Source organism: Methylobacterium dankookense, assembly GCF_902141855.1.
Taxonomy (GTDB): domain Bacteria; phylum Pseudomonadota; class Alphaproteobacteria; order Rhizobiales; family Beijerinckiaceae; genus Methylobacterium; species Methylobacterium dankookense.
Genome location: NZ_CABFVH010000044.1, coordinates 19,707 through 36,523, shown reverse-complemented (window position 1 = coordinate 36,523; position 16,817 = coordinate 19,707). Strand labels below are relative to the sequence as shown.

Here is a 16,817-nt window from a genome sequence, read left to right as displayed (position 1 = left end):
GACCCCAGCCGCATGTTCGAAGGTCTCTCCGACCGCCTCTCCGGCATCCTCTCCGGGCTCACCCGCCGCGGTGCGCTCACCGAGGCCGACGTCACCGCCGCCATGCGCGAGGTGCGCCGGGCCCTGCTCGAAGCGGACGTGGCGCTGGAGGTGGTGCGCGGCTTCACGGACCGCGTCCGCGAGAAGGCGGTCGGCGCCGTCGTGCTCAAGTCGGTGACGCCCGGCCAGATGGTCGTGAAGATCGTCAACGACGAGCTCGTGGCGATGCTCGGCACCGAGGCCGAGACGGTGGACCTCAACGCCCCCGCCCCCGTGCCGATCCTGATGGTCGGCCTGCAGGGTTCGGGCAAGACCACCACCACCGCCAAGATCGCCCGGCGCCTCTCCGAGCGCGAGAAGCGCAAGGTCCTGCTCGCCTCCCTCGACACGCGGCGCCCGGCCGCGATGGAGCAGCTCGCCGTGCTCGCCCAGCAGGTGGGCGTCGAGTCGCTGCCGATCGTCGCCGGCCAGTCGGCGGTTCAGATCGCCAAGCGCGCCATGGACGCCGCCCGCTTCGGCGGCTTCGACGTGGTGATGCTCGACACCGCCGGCCGCACCACGGTGGACGAGGCCCTGATGGCCGAGGCCGCCGAGGTGAAGGCGGCGACCAACCCGCACGAGGTTCTGCTCGTCGCCGACGCGCTCACCGGCCAGGACGCGGTCAACACCGCCCGCGCCTTCGACCAGCGCCTCGGCGTCACCGGCATCGTGCTCACCCGCATGGACGGCGATTCCCGCGGCGGCGCGGCGCTCTCGATGCGGGCGGTCACCGGCAAGCCGATCAAGCTCGTCGGCGTCGGCGAGAAGGTCGACGCGCTGGAGGAGTTCCACCCCTCGCGCGTGGCCAACCGCATCCTCGGCATGGGCGACATCGTCTCCCTCGTCGAGAAGGCGGCGGAGACCATCGATGCCGAGCAGGCGATGCGCACCGCCGAGAAGATGCGCAGGGGCAAGTTCGACCTCGAGGACCTGTCCATGCAGCTCGCCCAGATGGAGAAGATGGGCGGCATCGGCGGCCTGATGGGCATGCTGCCCGGCATGGGCCAGATCAAGAAGCAGGTCGAGGGCGCCAACCTCGACGAGAAGATGTTCAAGCGCCAGCGGGCGATCATCTCCTCGATGACGCCGCAGGAGCGCAAGAATCCCGATCTGCTGAAGAACAGCCGCAAGAAGCGCATCGCGGCGGGCTCCGGCGTGAAGGTCGAGGAGATCAACAAGCTCCTCAAGATGCACCGGACCATGGCCGACCTGATGAAGGCCATGGGCTCGGGCAAGCGCGGCATCGGCCAGGCGCTCGGCAGCATGTTCGGCCTGGGCGGCGGCGGCATGGGCGGCGGCATGCCCGGCCTCCCGCCCGGGATGCCCGAGCCGACGCCGGAGCAGATCGCGGCTCTGGAGAAGCAGTTCGGCGGCAAGCTGCCGCCGATGCCGCCCGGCTTGGGTGGCGGAAAGATGCCGGGTCTTCCGGGACTCGGCGGGCCGAAGATGCCGGGGCTGCCCGGTCTCGGCGGTCTCGCGTTCGGAAAGAAGAAGTAGAACGACGGGATCCGTGAGCGGCTGATCGTTCCGATCCGGTCTCTCGACTTGCATTATGTTTTTGATTTCAAAGCATCAGGAGTAAGAAATGTCCCTCAAGATCCGTCTCACCCGCGGCGGCGCCAAGAAGCGCCCCTACTACCGCATCGTCGTCGCCGACGCCCGCGCCCCGCGCGACGGCCGCTTCATTGAGAAGGTCGGCGCCTACGACCCGATGAAGGCCAAGGACGATCCGGCCCGCATCGTGCTCGACACCGAGAAGCTGCAGTCCTGGCTCGCCAAGGGCGCCCAGCCCACCGACCGCGTGCTGCGCTTCCTCGACGCGGCCGGCCTCGCCAAGCGCCCCGCCCGCAACAACCCGCAGAAGGCCGAGCCGGGCGACAAGTCCAAGGAGCGCGCCGCCAAGCGCGCCGAGAAGGCCGCCGCCCCGGCCGAAGACGCTGCGGCGTAAGCTGCTCGGATCTCCCCTCCCCCTTGCGGGGCGGGGATAGAGGGGTGGGGGTGGTGCAGATGGCACCGTGACGCGCCATCCTGCACCACCCCCACCTCCGGCTCCTCCCCGCAAGGGGGAGGAGAGCTGCACAAGGACTTGCCGCCCCGCATGGCCCGTCGTCCCGGACCCTCCTCTCACGGCGATGGCGCGCGGCGCACCGGCCGGCTCGATCCGGCCGCGGTGACCACGGCCCGCAAGGGCCCTCCCCCGAAGCCGGCGCCGCCCGATCCGGGCCTCGTGCTGCTCGGTGAGTTCGGGCGCCCGCACGGGCTGCACGGCGAGGTCCGCCTCAAATCCCATACCGGCGAGCCGCAGGCGATCGCGGGCTACGGCGCCTTGCGCGCCTCGGACGGGCGCAGCCTCGAACTGCTCGACGTGCGCCCCGCCCCCGGCGCCGCACCCGACATCCTGCTGGTGCGGGTGAAGGGCATCGACGACCGCACCCGGGCGGAAGCCCTTAACCGCGTCACCCTCTCGATTCCCCGCGCCGCCTTGAGCGAGCCGGAGGAGGACGAGTTCTACCTCACCGATCTGATCGGGGTGAGCGTGGTGGACGAGGCCGGCACCGTGCTCGGCAGCGTCGTCACGGTGCCGAACTACGGCGGCGGCGACCTCTTGGAGATCCGGCCCGCGCAGGGCGGTGCGACCGCCCTCCTGCCCTTCACCAAGGCCACGGTGCCGGGCCTCGACCTCGCCAATCGCCGCATCGTCGCGGTGCTGCCCGAGGATTTCTTCGCGGCGCCGGGCGAGAAGCCGGCCGACGATCCGGGCTAGAGCATTTTCCGCGGAAGTGGATACCGGTTCCGCGAAAGAAAATGCGGCTCGATCAATGAGATGGAGCACCTCCCTCATGGTTGCGGCGGGATCCCCGCCCGGGCGATCCGCAGCGGCTCGGGGCTGAGGGCGAGCGGCCCGTCGAAGGGGCGCTCGTGCACGGCGATCAGGCCGAGGGTCGTCACCACCGCGACCGAGAACAAGGTCAGCGCCGTGGCCTGCGCCCCCGGCCTGTCGAGATGGACCAGCGCGATCGCGACGAGGGTGAGGCCGGCGAGCACGAGGAGCGTCAGCCACTTGGTCTCGTCCCCCTGCGCATCGCTGAGGGCGAGGCGCTCGCCGCGGGCGGCGCGCAGCGCCATCGCCGCGTCGAGCAGGGCGGCGTGGGCGGCTGCGCCCCCCTCGGTGCCGATCCTCGGATCGGACACCGTCTGCAGCAGGCGCCCGAGCGCCGCGCCGGCGGCCGGGGAGGACGCACCCTCCCGCATGCGGGCCCACTCGTCCCCGACCACGCCTTCGAGATAGTCGGAGAGCGCCTTGCGGATCGGCGCCATGTCCGAGACCGTGGCGAGGCTGAGGTCGCGGATCGCGAGGGCGTTGGCCCGCTCGGTCTGCACCACCTTCGCGGCTTGGCGCTGCCGCTCCCAGGCGTCGTTGGCGACGAAGCCGGTCATCAGCGCGAGCAGCATGGAGATCGCGGTGAAGTAGGTCGGCACGAGGCCGGTCCCGAGCCATTGCATCAGCGGGCGCGTGGGCGCGGCCCAGGTCAGCGCGCAGAGCAGCGCGCTCACCGCCCCGAACAGCAGGGCGACCGTGCCGAACATCAGCCAGAGCGGCTGGTCGAGCCAGAGGCCGAGGATCATGGTGCGCTCCCGGGACGCGCCCGGATCGCGACGGCCCGGGGCCGGGCGAGACTGCCGGGGCGGCGCTAGGATTCGGTGAACGCCGCGACTGGAGCCGATGCCGATCGCATTGCAATCGGCACCGGCCCCGCCTGCTTGTTTCGACGCGCGCTCTTACGCCGAACCGGTATCCACTTCGGCGGAGCGCGCTCCGGCCACTGCAATTGACCCGCGTGCGGGGCGAGGCCATCACCGCCGGTATGACGACCGACCCGGTTCCGTGGCGCGCCACGGTCCTCACCCTCTATCCCGAGATGTTCCCCGGGCCGCTCGGCCTCTCGCTCTCCGGGGACGCGCTGGCGCGCGGCGCCTGGGATCTGGAGGCCCGCAACATCCGCGCGCACGGCATCGGCCGCCACCGCAGCGTGGACGACACGCCCGCGGGCGGGGGCGCCGGCATGGTGCTGCGCTGCGACGTGCTGGCCGCGGCGATCGACGCGGCGGCCCCCGCCGACGATCCCCGCCCGCGCCTGCTCATGTCCCCCCGCGGCCGGCCGCTCACGCAGGGCCGGGTCCGCGCCCTCGCCGAAGGCCCCGGCCTGATCGCGGTCTGCGGCCGGTTCGAGGGCGTGGACGAGCGCGTGATCGCGGCCCGCGGCCTGGAGGAGGTCTCGATCGGCGACTACGTGCTCTCCGGCGGCGAGATGGCGGCCCTCGTCCTGCTCGATGCCTGCGTGCGGCTTCTGCCCGGCACGATGGGCAAGATGGCCTCGGGCGAGGAGGAGAGCTTCGAGGGCGGCCTCCTCGAATATCCGCACTACACCCGGCCCCGCGAATGGGAGGGCCGCGCCATTCCCGAGGTGCTGAACGGCGGCAACCACGGCGCCATCGCCCGCTGGCGCCGGGCCGAGGCCGAGCGCCTCACCGCCGAGCGGCGACCGGATCTGATCGCCGCGCGGGGGCGGGAGAGCTGAGACCGGCCGTGCGGCCTCGTTGAAACACGCCGCCCAAACTTGTATATACGCGACTCATCGAGATCGTCTGGGACGAGCCGAAGCGCTTGGCCGACCTCGACAAGCACGGGTTGGATTTCGCCGCGCTCGATCTCGGCTTCTTCCTGTCGGCCGTCGTCCGGCCGAGCCACTCGCGGCGTCTGCTCGCCCTCGAAACGCATGACGGCCGTCCGATCGCGGTCCTGTTCCGGCCCCTCGGGCAGGAGGCGATCTCGATCGTCAGCATGCGTCCCGCGCGATCCGACGAACGGAGGGTCATCCCATGACGGGATCCGGTTTCAAGGAAGGCCGCGGCTATACCCGCGAGGATTGGGACGCGGTCTCCGACAATCCCGAATGGACCGAAGCGGATGTCCGCGCCGCCCGGCCCTTCGCCGAGGTCTTCCCCGAGATGGCCGCCGCGATCCGCAAGCGCGGGCCGGCGCGCACCAAGGAGGCGATCTCGATCCGCATCGATGCGGACGTGCTGGAGAAGCTGCGTGCTTCCGGCGAGGGCTGGCAGAGCCGCGTCAACGCGGTGCTGCGCGCCTATGTGGAGAAGGGCGCGGCCTGACCTCACGCGCTGTTGCGCTCAAGCCCCTTGCGTGCGGGCGCACTTGAGCGCATGGGCAGCGGCGGGACACTCCTCCCCAACGAGGAGCGCCCATCTGGAAGGATGGATCCGCAGAGATGTATGACCGCCCCAACGCGCGCCCCCGCGTGCCCCATTTCTCGTCCGGCCCTTGCGCTAAGCGCCCCGGCTGGAACCTCGAAGCCCTGCGTGACGCGGCACTCGGCCGCTCGCACCGCTCGGCTCTCGGCAAGGCCAAGCTGAAACAGGCCATCGACCTCACCCGCACGATGCTGCGCGTGCCGGACGATTACCGCATCGGCATCGTGCCGGCCTCCGATACCGGTGCCGTCGAGATGGCCATGTGGACCATGCTCGGCCCGAAGACCGTCGAGGTCGCGGCCTGGGAGGCGTTCGGCCTCGAATGGGTCACCGATGCGCTGAAGGAGCTGAAGATCAGCCCCCGGGTCCACAAGGCCCCCTACGGCGTGCTGCCGGATCTCTCGGCCATCGACACCCAGCACAACGACGTCGTCTTCACCTGGAACGGCACCGCCGCCGGCGTGAAGGTGCCGAACGGCGACTGGATCGCGGCCGACCGCGAGGGCATCACGATCTGCGATGCCACCTCGGCCGCCTTCGCGCAGCCGCTGGCCTGGGACAAGCTCGATGTCGTCACCTTCTCCTGGCAGAAGGTGATGGGCGGCGAGGCCGCGCACGGCATGCTGGTCCTCTCGCCCCGCGCCGTGGCGCGCCTGGAGAGCAACACGCCCGCCTGGCCGGTGCCGAAGGTGTTCCGCCTGACGAAGGGCGGCAAGCTCATCGAGGGCATCTTCAAGGGCGACACCATCAACACGCCCTCCATGCTCGCGGTCGAGGACTACATCGACACGCTGACCTGGGCGCAGGGCCTCGGCGGCCTCGACGCCCTGCACGGGCGGGCCGACGCCAATGCGAAGGTGATCCACGATTGGGTCGCCCGCACCCCCTGGATCGGGCATCTCGCCGCCGATCCGGCCACCTACTCGAACACGGGCGTCTGCCTCGTGATCACGGATCCGGACGTGCTCGCCCGGGGCGACGCGGCGGTGGCGGCGGTGGCCTCCGGCATCGTCGAGCGGCTCGAGGCCGAGGGCGTCGCCCTCGATATCGGCGCCTATCGCGACGCGCCGGCCGGCCTGCGTATCTGGTGCGGCGCCACCGTCGAGGCCGCCGACCTCCAGGCGCTCACCCCGTGGCTCGACTGGGCCTTCGCCCAGGAGAAGGCGAAACTCGCCCAGGCCGCCTGACCCGCCTTCGCCGAGCCGGCGCGGCCCGTCCGGGCCGGCTCGCCTGCGACACCGTCGAAACCCGCGCCGCGCTGCGTGCGGCGCTCCCCTTCGTTCCGTGACCGGTGCGCCCCGGCCGGGCTGGCCGATGCTATGCGCGCGCCCCGCGTCTCGCTGCCGAGCCCGAGGCCGCCGATGCCCGCCCCCAAGGTCCTGATCTCCGACGCCCTGTCGGACGCCGCCGTCCAGATCTTCCGCGATCGCGGCATCGACACCGATTTCCGCCCCGACCTCGGCAGGGACAAGGACGCCCTCGCCGAGATCATCGGCCGCTACGACGGCCTCGCGATCCGCTCGACCACCCGGGTGACGCCGAAGCTGCTCGCTGTCGCCGAGCGCCTGCGCGTGGTCGGCCGCGCCGGGATCGGCGTCGACAACGTGGACGTGGCCGCCGCCACTGCCCGCGGCGTGATCGTGATGAACACGCCCCACGGCAACGCCGTCACCACGGCCGAGCACGCGGTGGCGCTGATCTTCGCGCTGGCCCGCCAGATCCCGCAGGCCGACGCCTCGACGCAAGCCGGGCGCTGGGAGAAGAACCGCTTCCTCGGCATCGAGCTGACGGGCAAGACCCTCGGCGTGGTCGGCTGCGGCAATATCGGCGCGATCGTCGCCGACCGGGCCATCGGCCTCAAGCTGAGGGTGATCGCCTACGACCCCTTCCTCAGCCCGGAGCGAGCCGTCGAGATCGGCATCGAGAAGGTGGAGCTCGACGAGTTGCTCGCGCGGGCCGACATCATCACCCTGCACGTGCCGCTCACCGACAAGACCCGCAACATCCTCTCGGCGGAGGCGCTGGCGCGGACGAAGCGCGGCGTGCGCATCGTCAACTGTGCCCGCGGCGGCCTGGTGGACGAGGTCGCGCTCCGCGCGGCCCTCGAGTCCGGTCAGGTGGCGGGGGCGGCGCTCGACGTCTTTGCCGTGGAGCCGGCCCACGAGAACCCGCTCTTCGGCCACCCGAACGTCGTCTGCACGCCGCATCTCGGCGCCTCGACCGCGGAGGCGCAGGAGAAGGTGGCGCTGCAGGTGGCCGAGCAGATGGCGGACTATCTCGCCACCGGCGCCGTGCGCAACGCCGTCAACGTGCCCTCGATCAGCGCCGAGGAGGCGCCGCGGCTGCGGCCCTTCGTGGCGCTCTGCGAGCAGCTCGGCTCCTTCCTCGGGCAGCTCACCGACGCACCGGTGAAGGGCATCCGCATCACCTACGAGGGGCAGGTGGCGGGCATGAACACGCGCGCGCTGACCGCCGCGGCGGTGACCGGGGTGATGCGGCCCTTCCTCTCCGAGATCAACATGGTCTCGGCGCCGGCCATCGCCCGCGAGCGCGGCATCGTCGTGGACGAGATCAAGCGCGAGGGCGGCCTCGGCAACTTCGAATCGGTGGTCCGCATCGTGGTCGATGCCGAAGACATGCCGCGCGACGCCGCCGGCACCGTGTTCCACGACGGCAAGCCGCGCGTGGTCGAGATCCGCGGCATCGAGATCGAGGCGCCCTTCTCGGCCCACATGCTCTACGTGCGCAACCACGACCGCCCGGGCTTCATCGGCCGGTTCGGCACGGTGCTCGGCGAGGCCGGCGTCAATGTCGGCACGTTCAATCTCGGCCGCGACGAGGAGGGCGGCAACGCCATCGCCTTCGTGGCGGTGGACGGCCCCGTGGACGAATCCGTGCTCGCGAAGATCGCCGCGATCCCCCAGGTGAAGCGCGTGCGCCCCGTCCGGTTCTGATCCTGAGATTCCAAAGGGATCATCCCTTTGGCGGGGTCTCGGGGCGGAGCCCCGAGGTTTCCCAAGGCTCCGCCCTGGACCCGCGAGAGGGGTGCCCCCTCTCGACTCCCGGAACGAGACGCGAAAGGGGCGGCCCGCGAGGATCGCGGCCGCCCCTTTCGTGCTGGGGCATCCCGTCGCCGGGATGCCCGTTCCGGCCTCAGAAGGTGAAGCCGGTCTCGACCATGTAGCGGTCCTGGCTGCCGCGCGTACCGGCGGGACCGAAGCCCAGGCCGGCCGTGAAGTCGACGAGCTCGACATGCGAGTACTCGCCGCGGATGAAGTAGCGGTCCCAGGTGAAGGTCGGCGTGACCGTGAACGAGTAGGCCGAGCTGCCGGCACCGTAGAGCACGTTGGTCTGGCCGAACGGGTTGAAGCGGCTGCCGCTCTGGGTGATGTACTCGAAGCGGCCGGCCAGCGCGAAGTTGTCGGTGAAGGCGTAGCTCGCCAGCAGCGCGCCGCCGAAGGTCTCGGCGCCGACGAGGCCGAGCACGTTGTTCCGCTCGACATTGGTGTACTGGATGTAGGGCGTCACGATCCAGGGGCCGGCCGCGTAGGTGTAGTTCGCGCTGACGATGCTGCTGTTCTGCAGGGTCAGCGGGGTGGCGTAGTAGAAGCGGTTCGGCTGGCTGACGTTGTTGTAGCTCGAGAAGTGCGTGCCGCCGTTGATGCCGATCGTGTTGGCGTCGTCCAGCTTGTAGACCACCGCGCCAGTGACCCAGTTCAGCTCACCCGAGTAGAAGCCGTCGGTCACCGCGACCGAGGCGGAGAGCGGGCCGCTGGAGTAATTGATCTGCACCCCCTGGTTGACGATGTTCTCCTGGTTGAACAGCAGGCCGCGCGAGATGTTCAGGTTCTGGAAGGTGAAGGCCAGCTCGGAGCCGATATTGGTCGGCATGCGGCCGCCCTGGACCGACCACTCGTCGTTGATCTGCCACTTGCCGAACACGACCGGGAGCGGGCCGAAGAGCAGGTTGGTCTGGTCGACGGCGCTGAAGGTCGGGAAGCCGAGGGCCGGGATGGAGTACAGGCCGGTTTGCACGTAGAATTGCAGCGGGCCGTCGGCCTTCTGGATGAAGGCCTGCACGTTCGAGAAGTCGACGCGGCCGACGCGGTCGTCGCGCTGGCCCGGCACGACGGGCGTGTAGAAGGCCGGCAGGCGCTCGCTGTAATTGTAGGCGTAGCCGGTCACCGCGCCGCCGACATAGATCTCGCCGATGCCGGTCTGGAAGCAGGCCGGATCCGGGTTCTGCTTGATGATGCCGCCGAAGGCGGGGAAGGTGATCGCGACCTTGCAGGGGCCCGTCGCGGCCGGGGCGGGCGCCGGAACCGGCATATCGGCGGCCTGAGCCTGTCCGAGACAGAGCAGAACCGCGGCCATCGCCGTCGCACTCTGCAGGAACAGTTTGGAAGTCATGGTCTCGAGCCCCTGGCTTTTTTGTCTATGCAGACAAGGTTGCCGGTTTGGGCCTAGCAGAGCAAAACCAAACTGCGAGCAATTGCCTACTTGAGAGGCATTCGCAGGTGCGAAGCCGCGATGGCGCAGCGATGTTGCGGCCAGGTCACATTCCTGCGAGGCCGCAGGGTCGAGCATCGTGAAGAAAGGGTTAATCCCGGACTTCGCCGCATCGGACCATAGGTCTGCATAGTCGTTTCCCGGCCGCGTGATGCGACGGGACAGCATCGCCGCCGCCGAGACCTGATTCGTCCGGTCCGAAATGCAGGAAGGCCCCGGCTCTCGCGAGCCGGGGCCTCCTGTGATCGCTGATCCAGGTGTGGGGCGGTCAGTAGTTGTAGGCGCGCTCGCCGTGATCGGCGATGTCGAGGCCCTCGCGCTCCTCCTCCTGCGTGACGCGCAGGCCGATCGTCACGTCGATCAGCTTGTAGAGGATCGCCGAGCCGATGCCCGACCAGAGCAGGGTGAAGCCGACGGCCTTGCCCTGCGCAATGAGCTGCGTGGCGAGGTCGTAGGGGCCGACGACGAGCTCGCCCGGCTTCGTGGTGTAGTCCGGCAGGCCGACGCCGCCGAGAGCCGGGCTCACCAGGATGCCGGTGGCCAGCGCGCCGATGATGCCGCCGATGCAGTGCACGCCGAACACGTCGAGCGAGTCGTCGTAGCCGAGGGCGTTCTTCACGGTGGAGCACATCACGAAGCAGACCGCGCCGGCGACCAGGCCGAGCACGATGGAGCCCATCGGGCCGGCGAAGCCCGCGGCCGGGGTGACGGCGACGAGGCCGGCGATGGCGCCCGACAGCATGCCGAGCAGCGAGGGCTTGCCCTTGAGCGCCCATTCCACGAACAGCCAGGAGACGGCCGCGGCAGCGGTGGCGACGAAGGTGTTGATCATCGCCAGGGCGGCGGTGCCGTTCGACTCGAGGTTGGAGCCGGCATTGAAGCCGAACCAGCCGACCCAGAGCAGCGAGGCGCCGATCATGGTCATGGTCAGCGAGTGCGGGGCGAGCAGGTCACGGCCGTAGCCGATGCGCTTGCCGAGCATCAGGCAGCCGACGAAGCCGGCGATGCCCGCGTTGATGTGGACCACGGTGCCGCCCGCGAAGTCGAGGGCGCCCCACTTGAAGAGCATGCCCGCATCGGCGTTGACGGCGTCGAGGGCGTCCTGCGCGGCCTTCTTGGAGGCCTCGTCGGTCGCGGCGGCGAGCGCCTTGGCGGCGTTGCCGACGGCGTCCGGGCCGCCCCAGTACCAGACCATGTGCGCCATCGGGAAGTAGATCAGCGTGACCCACAGGATGGTGAACACCACGAGCGCCGAGAACTTCATCCGCTCGGCGAAGGCGCCGACGATGAGGGCCGGGGTGATCATCGCGAACGTCATCTGGAAGCAGATGTAGACGTATTCGGGGATCACGACGCCGTTGGAGAAGGTCGCCACGGTCGAGTTGGCATCGACGCCCTTGAGGAAGGCCTTCGAGAGGCCGCCGACGAAGTCGTTGAGCCCGCCGCCGTTGGTGAAGGCGAGGCTGTAGCCGAAGAACACCCACAGCAGGCAGGCGATCGAGACGATGGCGAAGATCTGGGTCAGCACCGAGAGCATGTTCTTGGTGCGCACGAGGCCGCCGTAGAACAGCGCCAGGCCCGGCACAGACATCATCAGCACCAGGGCCGACGAGATCAGCATCCAGGAGGTGTCGCCCTTGTTCGGGACGGGCGCTGCCGGCGCGGCTTCGGGGGCCGGCGTCTGCGCGAGTGAGGGCTCGATCAGGAGGAGGGCGAGCGCCGCTCCTCCCAGCCCGAGCGCGAGGGCATTGCGAAGTTTCATGGACACGAGACTCCCGGTCGCGTTTGTCGGTGGTGAAAGGAAAGGGTCTGGGCCGGAGGGCTCAGAGGGCGTCGGCGTCGGTCTCGCCGGTGCGGATGCGGACCGCCTTCTCCAGCGGCATCACGAAGATCTTGCCGTCGCCGATCTGGCCGGTGCGCGCCGCGCCCGCGATGGCGTCGATCACGCTCGAGGTCAGGTCGGAGGGCACCGCCACCTCGATCTTCAGCTTGGGCAGGAAGCTCACGGCGTACTCGGCGCCGCGGTAGATCTCCGTATGGCCCTTCTGCCGGCCGTAGCCCTTGACCTCGGTCACCGTCAGGCCGTGCACGCCGATGCCGGTGAGGGCGTCGCGCACCTCTTCCAGCTTGAACGGCTTGATGATGGCCATCACGATCTTCATGGGCCGTGCCCCCTGTTTCCGGTTGGAACCGGGGCCTGCGCCGTCACGGGCGCGGCGACCCGGTCCGGGTTGCCCGCGGCGAGCCGGAATGGCCCCGCGTTCGGCGCGGGCTCATTCAAGGACTATGCCATGACCGGGTCTTGACGCCGCGGGCCGGAACGTTTCGGGATTACGCTGATCTGCCCATGCTTTAGACGTTCGCACCCGCGAGATGCCTGGCTTATGGCCAAGCTTTTGCCTGCATTTTATGCAGATTGGTGCGTTCGGAAGCAGGTTTTGCTCATTGGCGCCGCGTCAGCGCGTCCGCGGCCGGATCAGGCCTTCCTGCGCCACCGACGCGACCAGCGCCCCGTCCCGGTCGAAGATCTGGCCGCGGGAGAAGCCGCGGGCGCCTCCGGAGAACGGGCTGTCCTGGGCGTAGAGCAGCCAGGAATCGGCCCGGAACGGCCGGTGGAACCAGAGCGCGTGGTCGAGGCTCGCCGACTGGATCTCGGGATCGAAGACCGAGCGCCCATGCGCGATCAGCGAGGCGTCGAGCAGCGTCATGTCGGAGGCGTAGGCGAGCACGGCCTGATGGATCGCCGGATCGTCCGGCAGGCGCGCCACCGCCCGCAGCCAGACGTTGCAATGGGGCTCGGCCGGGCCGGGCTCGAGGTAGCGGCGCAGGTCCACCGGCTTCAGCTCGATCGGCCGCTCGCGGGCGAAGTAGCCGCTGATCGCGGGCGGCAGGTTGGGGATGCCCTTGGCGATCAGGGACTTCACGCTGGGCAGCGAATCCGGGTCCGGGGCCTGCGGCATCGAGGTTTGGTGGGCGTAGCCTTCCTCCTCCGCGTGGAAGGAGATCGAGGTGGCGAAGATCGCCCGGCCGTGCTGGATCGCCTTGACCCGGCGCGTGGTGAAGCTGCCGCCGTCGCGGATGCGCTCGACCTCGTAGACGATCGGCGCCTTCGGGTCGCCGCCGAGGAGGAAGTAGGCGTGCAGCGAGTGCGGCGGCCGGCTCGGCGGCACGGTGCGGGTCGCGGTCACCAGAGCCTGCGCCACCACCTGGCCCCCGAACACCCGGGGCCAGCTCACCTTCGGGCTCACGCCGCGGAACAGGTCCTCCTCCAGGCGCTCGAGGTCGAGGATGTCGAGGAGTTCGGCGAGGATGTCGGTCATGGTCCTGCTGCTGTGTCCGGATGCCCCCGGCTCGCGCGATTCGACATAAGGCCCGCGGCTTGGCAATCCATGCCGCATTGCCCGGACCGGCCGGGCGCCCCACCTCCCCCCGCGAGGCGGACCACCGAGGGCTCGTGATGACAGGATCGACGGCGGCAAGCCCCGGGACGCGCCGCGGCCGCAGCCTCGTCGTGGCCGGAGCCGGCCTCGCCGGCCTGACCCTCGCCCTCGCCCTGAAGCGGGCGCACGGGCCGGCGCTCGCCGTCACGGTCTGCGATCCGGCGCTGAAGGCCGGGGCCGTCCGGCACCGGGGCCGCGCCTACGCGGTGGCGGCCGGCGGCCGCCGCATGCTGGAGTGCCTCGGCATCTGGACGGAGCTCGGGCCCGGCGCGCAGGCGGTCACCGAGATGGTGATCAGCGACAGCCGCCTCGCCGATCCGGTGCGCCCGGCCTTCCTCACCTTCGGTGCGGAGGCGGACCGGGAGCCGGGCGAGCCCCTCGCCCACATGGTCGAGGCCGAGCCGCTGGCCGCCGCCCTGCTCTCCGCCTGCCGCGCGGCCGAGGTCGATCTAGTTCCGGAGGGGATCCGCCGCGCGCCCGTGGAGGCCGGCGCGGTCGCGGTGGAACTCGGTGACGGGCGCGCCCTGCGGGCGAGCCTCCTCGTCGCGGCGGACGGGGCGCGCTCGCGCCTGCGCGAGGCGGCCGGGATCGGCTGGGTCGGCCGTGCCTACCCGCAATCGGGCATCGTCGCCACGCTCTCGCACGAGCGCCCGCACGGGGGCCGCGCCTTCCAGCACTTCCTGCCGAGCGGGCCCTTTGCGGTGCTGCCGCTCGCCGATGGCGGCCGGCTGGGGCACCGGTCCTCGATCGTCTGGACGGAGCGGGCGGCCGACGTGCCGGCGCTCCTCGGCGGGGATGCGCAGGACGTGCTCGCCGAGATCGAGCGCCGCTTCACGCCGGAACTCGGTCGCATCGCGCTGGAGGACGGCCCGAGCGCGCATCCGCTGGCCCTCGGCGTGGCGCGGCGCTTCCGCGCCGAGCGGCTGGCGCTCTTAGGGGATGCCGCGCACGTGATCCATCCACTCGCCGGCCAGGGGCTCAATCTCGGCCTCGCCGACGCGGCGGCCCTGGCGGAGGCGGTGACGGAGGCGTTGCGCCTCGGGCTCGACCCGGGCGGCCCGGATGTGCTGGCGGATTACGAGCGCGCCCGCCGCTTCGACACGGTGGCGATGGCGGCAGCCACCGACGGGCTCAACCGGCTGTTCTCGAACGACAGCCTGACCGTGCGCCTCGCCCGCGACCTCGGCCTCGGGATGGTCGACCGGTTGCCGGGGCTAAAGCGCTTCTTCGCCGGCGAGGCCGCCGCGAGCCGCGGCCCCCGCCTTCTGCGCGGCGAGCCCCTATAACGGGGCTTCCCAAGGGACTGTGTCCCTTGGGCGGGGTCGCTTGGGCGAGGTCTCTTGGGCAGGGTGCCGGGGCAGCGCCCCGGCGTCCTTCAGGACTACTTCTGCGCCTTGGCGCGCTCGATGCCCTCAAGGATCAGGCGCTCGGCCTCGGCCCTGTCGCCCCAGCGGACGATCTTGACCCACTTGCCGGGCTCCAGGTCCTTGTAGTGCTCGAAGAAGTGCTGGATCTGGCTGATCGTGATCTCGGGCAGGTCGGTGTAGTTCTCGACCCGGTTGTAGCGCTGGGTCAGCTTGCGCGAGGGCACGGCGATGATCTTCTCATCCTCGCCGCCGTCGTCCTGCATCACCAGCACGCCCACGGGGCGCACGCTGATGATCGCGCCCGGCACGATGGCGCGGGTGTTGGCCACCAGCACGTCGCACGGGTCACCGTCGCCCGAGAGCGTGTGCGGGATGAAGCCGTAATTCCCCGGATAGAACATCGGCGTGTAGAGGAACCGGTCCACGACCAGCGTGCCGGCCTCCTTGTCCATCTCGTACTTGATCGGCTCGCCGCCGAGCGGCACCTCGATGATCACGTTGACGTCGTGAGGCGGGTTCTTGCCGACCGAGATGGCGTCGATGTTCATGGGTGTCGTCTCCCGGCCCACCGTCGAGCGAGCCCTTCGGCGCTCTCTGTAAAGCCGACGCCGTGAATATCAAATTGCCCATAAGGCAGGTCCCGCGACGATCGCGCGGGAGCGTCAACCCCGAGGATCAGGTGAACACGTAGCCCACCTTCGCCAGGGAGACGCCGCCCACCCGGTCGAGGACGCGCGGCCCGGCCCGGCCGCCGAGACCCTCGTAGAAGCCCGCGGCGCGGTGGTTGTCCTCCAGCGCCCAGGCGCCGACCCGGGTCAGCCCGTGGTCGCCGAGATCGTTGCGCACGGCGCGGAACAGGCGCCGGCCGAGGCCGAGGCCCTGGTATTCCGGCAGGAGGTAGAGCTCGTCGACCTCGCCCTCGGTGCCGATGCTGCGGCTGCGGGCGCGGCCGTAGGTGGCGTAGCCCACCACGGCGTCGCCCGTCTCCACCACGGCGACCGGCCGGCCCCGGCGCAAGGCGCCGCGCCACCAGGCCCGGTCGCGCTGCACGATCATCCGCTCCAGGGCCACCCCCGGGATGATGCCGCGATAGGCCTCGCGCCACGCCGCATCGAACACCTGCGACAGGCCCTCGACATCGCCGTCGCGGGCCCGACGGATGCTCGTGGTGCTGCGCGTGCTCATGGCCGGGCCCTTTCCCGTTGATGCTGCCGGCGGACAACGGCGCCGCGGGCCGCAAGGTTCAGTCTCGATCCCGGCAAAGACAAGGCAAGCCTGATGCCGAAAATTGCCGCGCTCCGTCGCGGCTGGTAGAGGCGGTTCCCCGCCCGGAATGACGAAGAGCCTCCGTGTTCAACCGCTTTCTCAAGCCCGAGACGCGCTACGCCCGGCGCATGGCGCGCATCGCCCGCTTCGAGCGGCCGATCGCCGGCCCGGGCGCGCGGCTGATGGCCTGGGCGAACATGCTGTTCCTCGACCACGGGGTGTTCCGCCTCGCCTATCTCAACCGCCACCGGGTCGGCGCGGGCGATCTCTGGCGCTCGGCCCAGCCCGGCCCCCACCAGCTCGCCCGCTTCCGGCGCGAGGGCGTGCGCACCGTCATCTCGCTCCGCGGCGGGCGCGAGCACGGATCCTGGCCGCTCCAGCGCGAGGCCTGCGAGCGTCACGGCCTCAAGCTCGTCGAGTTCGTGCTGCGCTCGCGCGAGGCGCCGGCCAAGGAGACCCTGCTCGCCGCCCGCGACGTCTTCGCCGGCATCGAGTACCCGGCGGTGATGCATTGCAAGTCGGGGGCGGACCGGGCGGGGCTTGCCGCCGCCCTCTACCTGATCCTGCACGAGGGCCGGCCGGTGCGCGAGGCGGCGCGCCAGCTCTCGGCCCGCTACGGACATTTCCGCTTCGCCAAGACCGGCATTCTCGACGCGTTCTTCGCCCGCTACCTCGCCGAGGGCGAGGCGAAGGGCCTCGACTTCATCACCTGGGTCGAGACCGTCTACGACCCCGAGGCGCTGAAGCGCGACTTCCGCCCCGGCTTCTGGTCCGACCTCGTGGTCGACCGGGTGATCAAGCGCGAATAGCGCCCCGTCCGGGGCGCCCGGCGAGATCCTTCCCCGCATCCCGCCCGCGCGAGCGAGGGTCTTCGCCGCGGCGCGTC

The 16,817-nt window shown here is 70.6% G+C and carries 17 protein-coding genes; 10 read left to right on the top strand and 7 right to left on the bottom strand.

Annotated features, from left to right (window positions below; all coding sequences use genetic code 11):
- The first annotated feature begins 12 nt into the window (after positions 1-12).
- From ffh to rimM, 3 genes are all read left to right on the top strand, one after another.
- Positions 13-1,575: a signal recognition particle protein gene (gene ffh, locus MTDSW087_RS23630; RefSeq protein WP_144767316.1), complete on the top strand. Its 1,563-nt coding sequence runs from the start codon at positions 13-15 to the stop codon at positions 1,573-1,575.
- Positions 1,576-1,663: 88 nt separating this feature from the next.
- Complete coding sequence (gene rpsP / locus MTDSW087_RS23625; protein WP_144767315.1) at positions 1,664-2,026, top strand: 30S ribosomal protein S16; 363 nt, start codon at positions 1,664-1,666, stop codon at positions 2,024-2,026.
- A 150-nt stretch (positions 2,027-2,176) separates the two neighbouring features.
- Complete coding sequence (gene rimM, locus MTDSW087_RS23620) at positions 2,177-2,842, top strand: ribosome maturation factor RimM (RefSeq protein WP_144767314.1); 666 nt, start codon at positions 2,177-2,179, stop codon at positions 2,840-2,842.
- Positions 2,843-2,916: 74 nt separating this feature from the next.
- Here rimM and MTDSW087_RS23615 read toward each other — a convergent pair whose 3' ends face one another.
- Positions 2,917-3,705 (bottom strand): bestrophin-like domain, encoded by a 789-nt coding sequence (locus MTDSW087_RS23615; RefSeq protein WP_144767313.1) that lies wholly within the window; start codon positions 3,703-3,705, stop codon positions 2,917-2,919.
- Between the two features lie 239 nt (positions 3,706-3,944).
- Here MTDSW087_RS23615 and trmD point away from each other — a divergent pair, with 239 nt between their 5' ends.
- The 5 genes from trmD to serA all read left to right on the top strand — a co-directional run bounded on the left by trmD (position 3,945) and on the right by serA (position 8,303).
- Positions 3,945-4,658, top strand: coding sequence for a tRNA (guanosine(37)-N1)-methyltransferase TrmD (gene trmD, locus MTDSW087_RS23610; RefSeq protein WP_144767312.1), 714 nt, complete (start codon positions 3,945-3,947; stop codon positions 4,656-4,658).
- A gap of 56 nt (positions 4,659-4,714) precedes the next feature.
- Positions 4,715-4,963, top strand: coding sequence for a BrnT family toxin (locus MTDSW087_RS23605; protein ID WP_144767311.1), 249 nt, complete (start codon positions 4,715-4,717; stop codon positions 4,961-4,963).
- A complete protein-coding gene (locus MTDSW087_RS23600; RefSeq protein ID WP_144767310.1) occupies positions 4,960-5,250 on the top strand; it encodes a BrnA antitoxin family protein in 291 nt (96 codons plus the stop codon). The genes MTDSW087_RS23605 and MTDSW087_RS23600 overlap by 4 nt, the downstream gene beginning before the upstream one ends.
- Positions 5,251-5,366: 116 nt before the next feature.
- Positions 5,367-6,536 carry a phosphoserine transaminase gene (locus MTDSW087_RS23595; RefSeq protein WP_144767309.1) on the top strand — a complete coding sequence of 390 codons (1,170 nt, stop codon included), beginning with the start codon at positions 5,367-5,369 and terminating at the stop codon, positions 6,534-6,536.
- Between the two features lie 174 nt (positions 6,537-6,710).
- The gene (gene serA, locus MTDSW087_RS23590) at positions 6,711-8,303 is read left to right on the top strand and encodes a phosphoglycerate dehydrogenase (RefSeq protein ID WP_144767308.1); all 1,593 of its coding nucleotides are present in this window, start codon (positions 6,711-6,713) and stop codon (positions 8,301-8,303) included.
- A 199-nt stretch (positions 8,304-8,502) separates the two neighbouring features.
- Here the strand turns inward: serA and MTDSW087_RS23585 are convergent, their stop codons facing one another.
- The 4 genes from MTDSW087_RS23585 to tesB all read right to left on the bottom strand — a co-directional run bounded on the left by MTDSW087_RS23585 (position 8,503) and on the right by tesB (position 13,178).
- Positions 8,503-9,759 carry an outer membrane beta-barrel protein gene (locus MTDSW087_RS23585; RefSeq protein ID WP_144767307.1) on the bottom strand — a complete coding sequence of 419 codons (1,257 nt, stop codon included), beginning with the start codon at positions 9,757-9,759 and terminating at the stop codon, positions 8,503-8,505.
- 367 nt (positions 9,760-10,126) lie between these two features.
- Positions 10,127-11,620: an ammonium transporter gene (locus tag MTDSW087_RS23580; protein ID WP_144767306.1), complete on the bottom strand. Its 1,494-nt coding sequence runs from the start codon at positions 11,618-11,620 to the stop codon at positions 10,127-10,129.
- Positions 11,621-11,681: 61 nt separating this feature from the next.
- Positions 11,682-12,020, bottom strand: a complete 339-nt coding sequence (locus MTDSW087_RS23575; RefSeq protein WP_142583679.1) for a P-II family nitrogen regulator — start codon at positions 12,018-12,020, stop codon at positions 11,682-11,684.
- A 294-nt stretch (positions 12,021-12,314) separates the two neighbouring features.
- A complete protein-coding gene (tesB, locus tag MTDSW087_RS23570; protein WP_144767305.1) occupies positions 12,315-13,178 on the bottom strand; it encodes an acyl-CoA thioesterase II in 864 nt (287 codons plus the stop codon).
- A gap of 137 nt (positions 13,179-13,315) precedes the next feature.
- Here tesB and MTDSW087_RS23565 point away from each other — a divergent pair, with 137 nt between their 5' ends.
- Positions 13,316-14,584, top strand: a complete 1,269-nt coding sequence (locus MTDSW087_RS23565; protein WP_144767304.1) for an FAD-dependent monooxygenase — start codon at positions 13,316-13,318, stop codon at positions 14,582-14,584.
- Positions 14,585-14,679: 95 nt separating this feature from the next.
- On the opposite strand, the gene ppa is transcribed toward MTDSW087_RS23565, so the two are convergent.
- Entirely contained in the window at positions 14,680-15,213 is a 534-nt protein-coding gene (ppa, locus tag MTDSW087_RS23560) for an inorganic diphosphatase (protein ID WP_144767303.1), read from the bottom strand.
- A 127-nt stretch (positions 15,214-15,340) separates the two neighbouring features.
- Positions 15,341-15,850: a GNAT family N-acetyltransferase gene (locus MTDSW087_RS23555; protein WP_144767302.1), complete on the bottom strand. Its 510-nt coding sequence runs from the start codon at positions 15,848-15,850 to the stop codon at positions 15,341-15,343.
- A gap of 164 nt (positions 15,851-16,014) precedes the next feature.
- Between MTDSW087_RS23555 and MTDSW087_RS23550 the strand changes: the two genes are divergently transcribed.
- Complete coding sequence (locus MTDSW087_RS23550) at positions 16,015-16,740, top strand: tyrosine-protein phosphatase (RefSeq protein WP_144767301.1); 726 nt, start codon at positions 16,015-16,017, stop codon at positions 16,738-16,740.
- The last annotated feature ends 77 nt before the right edge of the window (positions 16,741-16,817 follow it).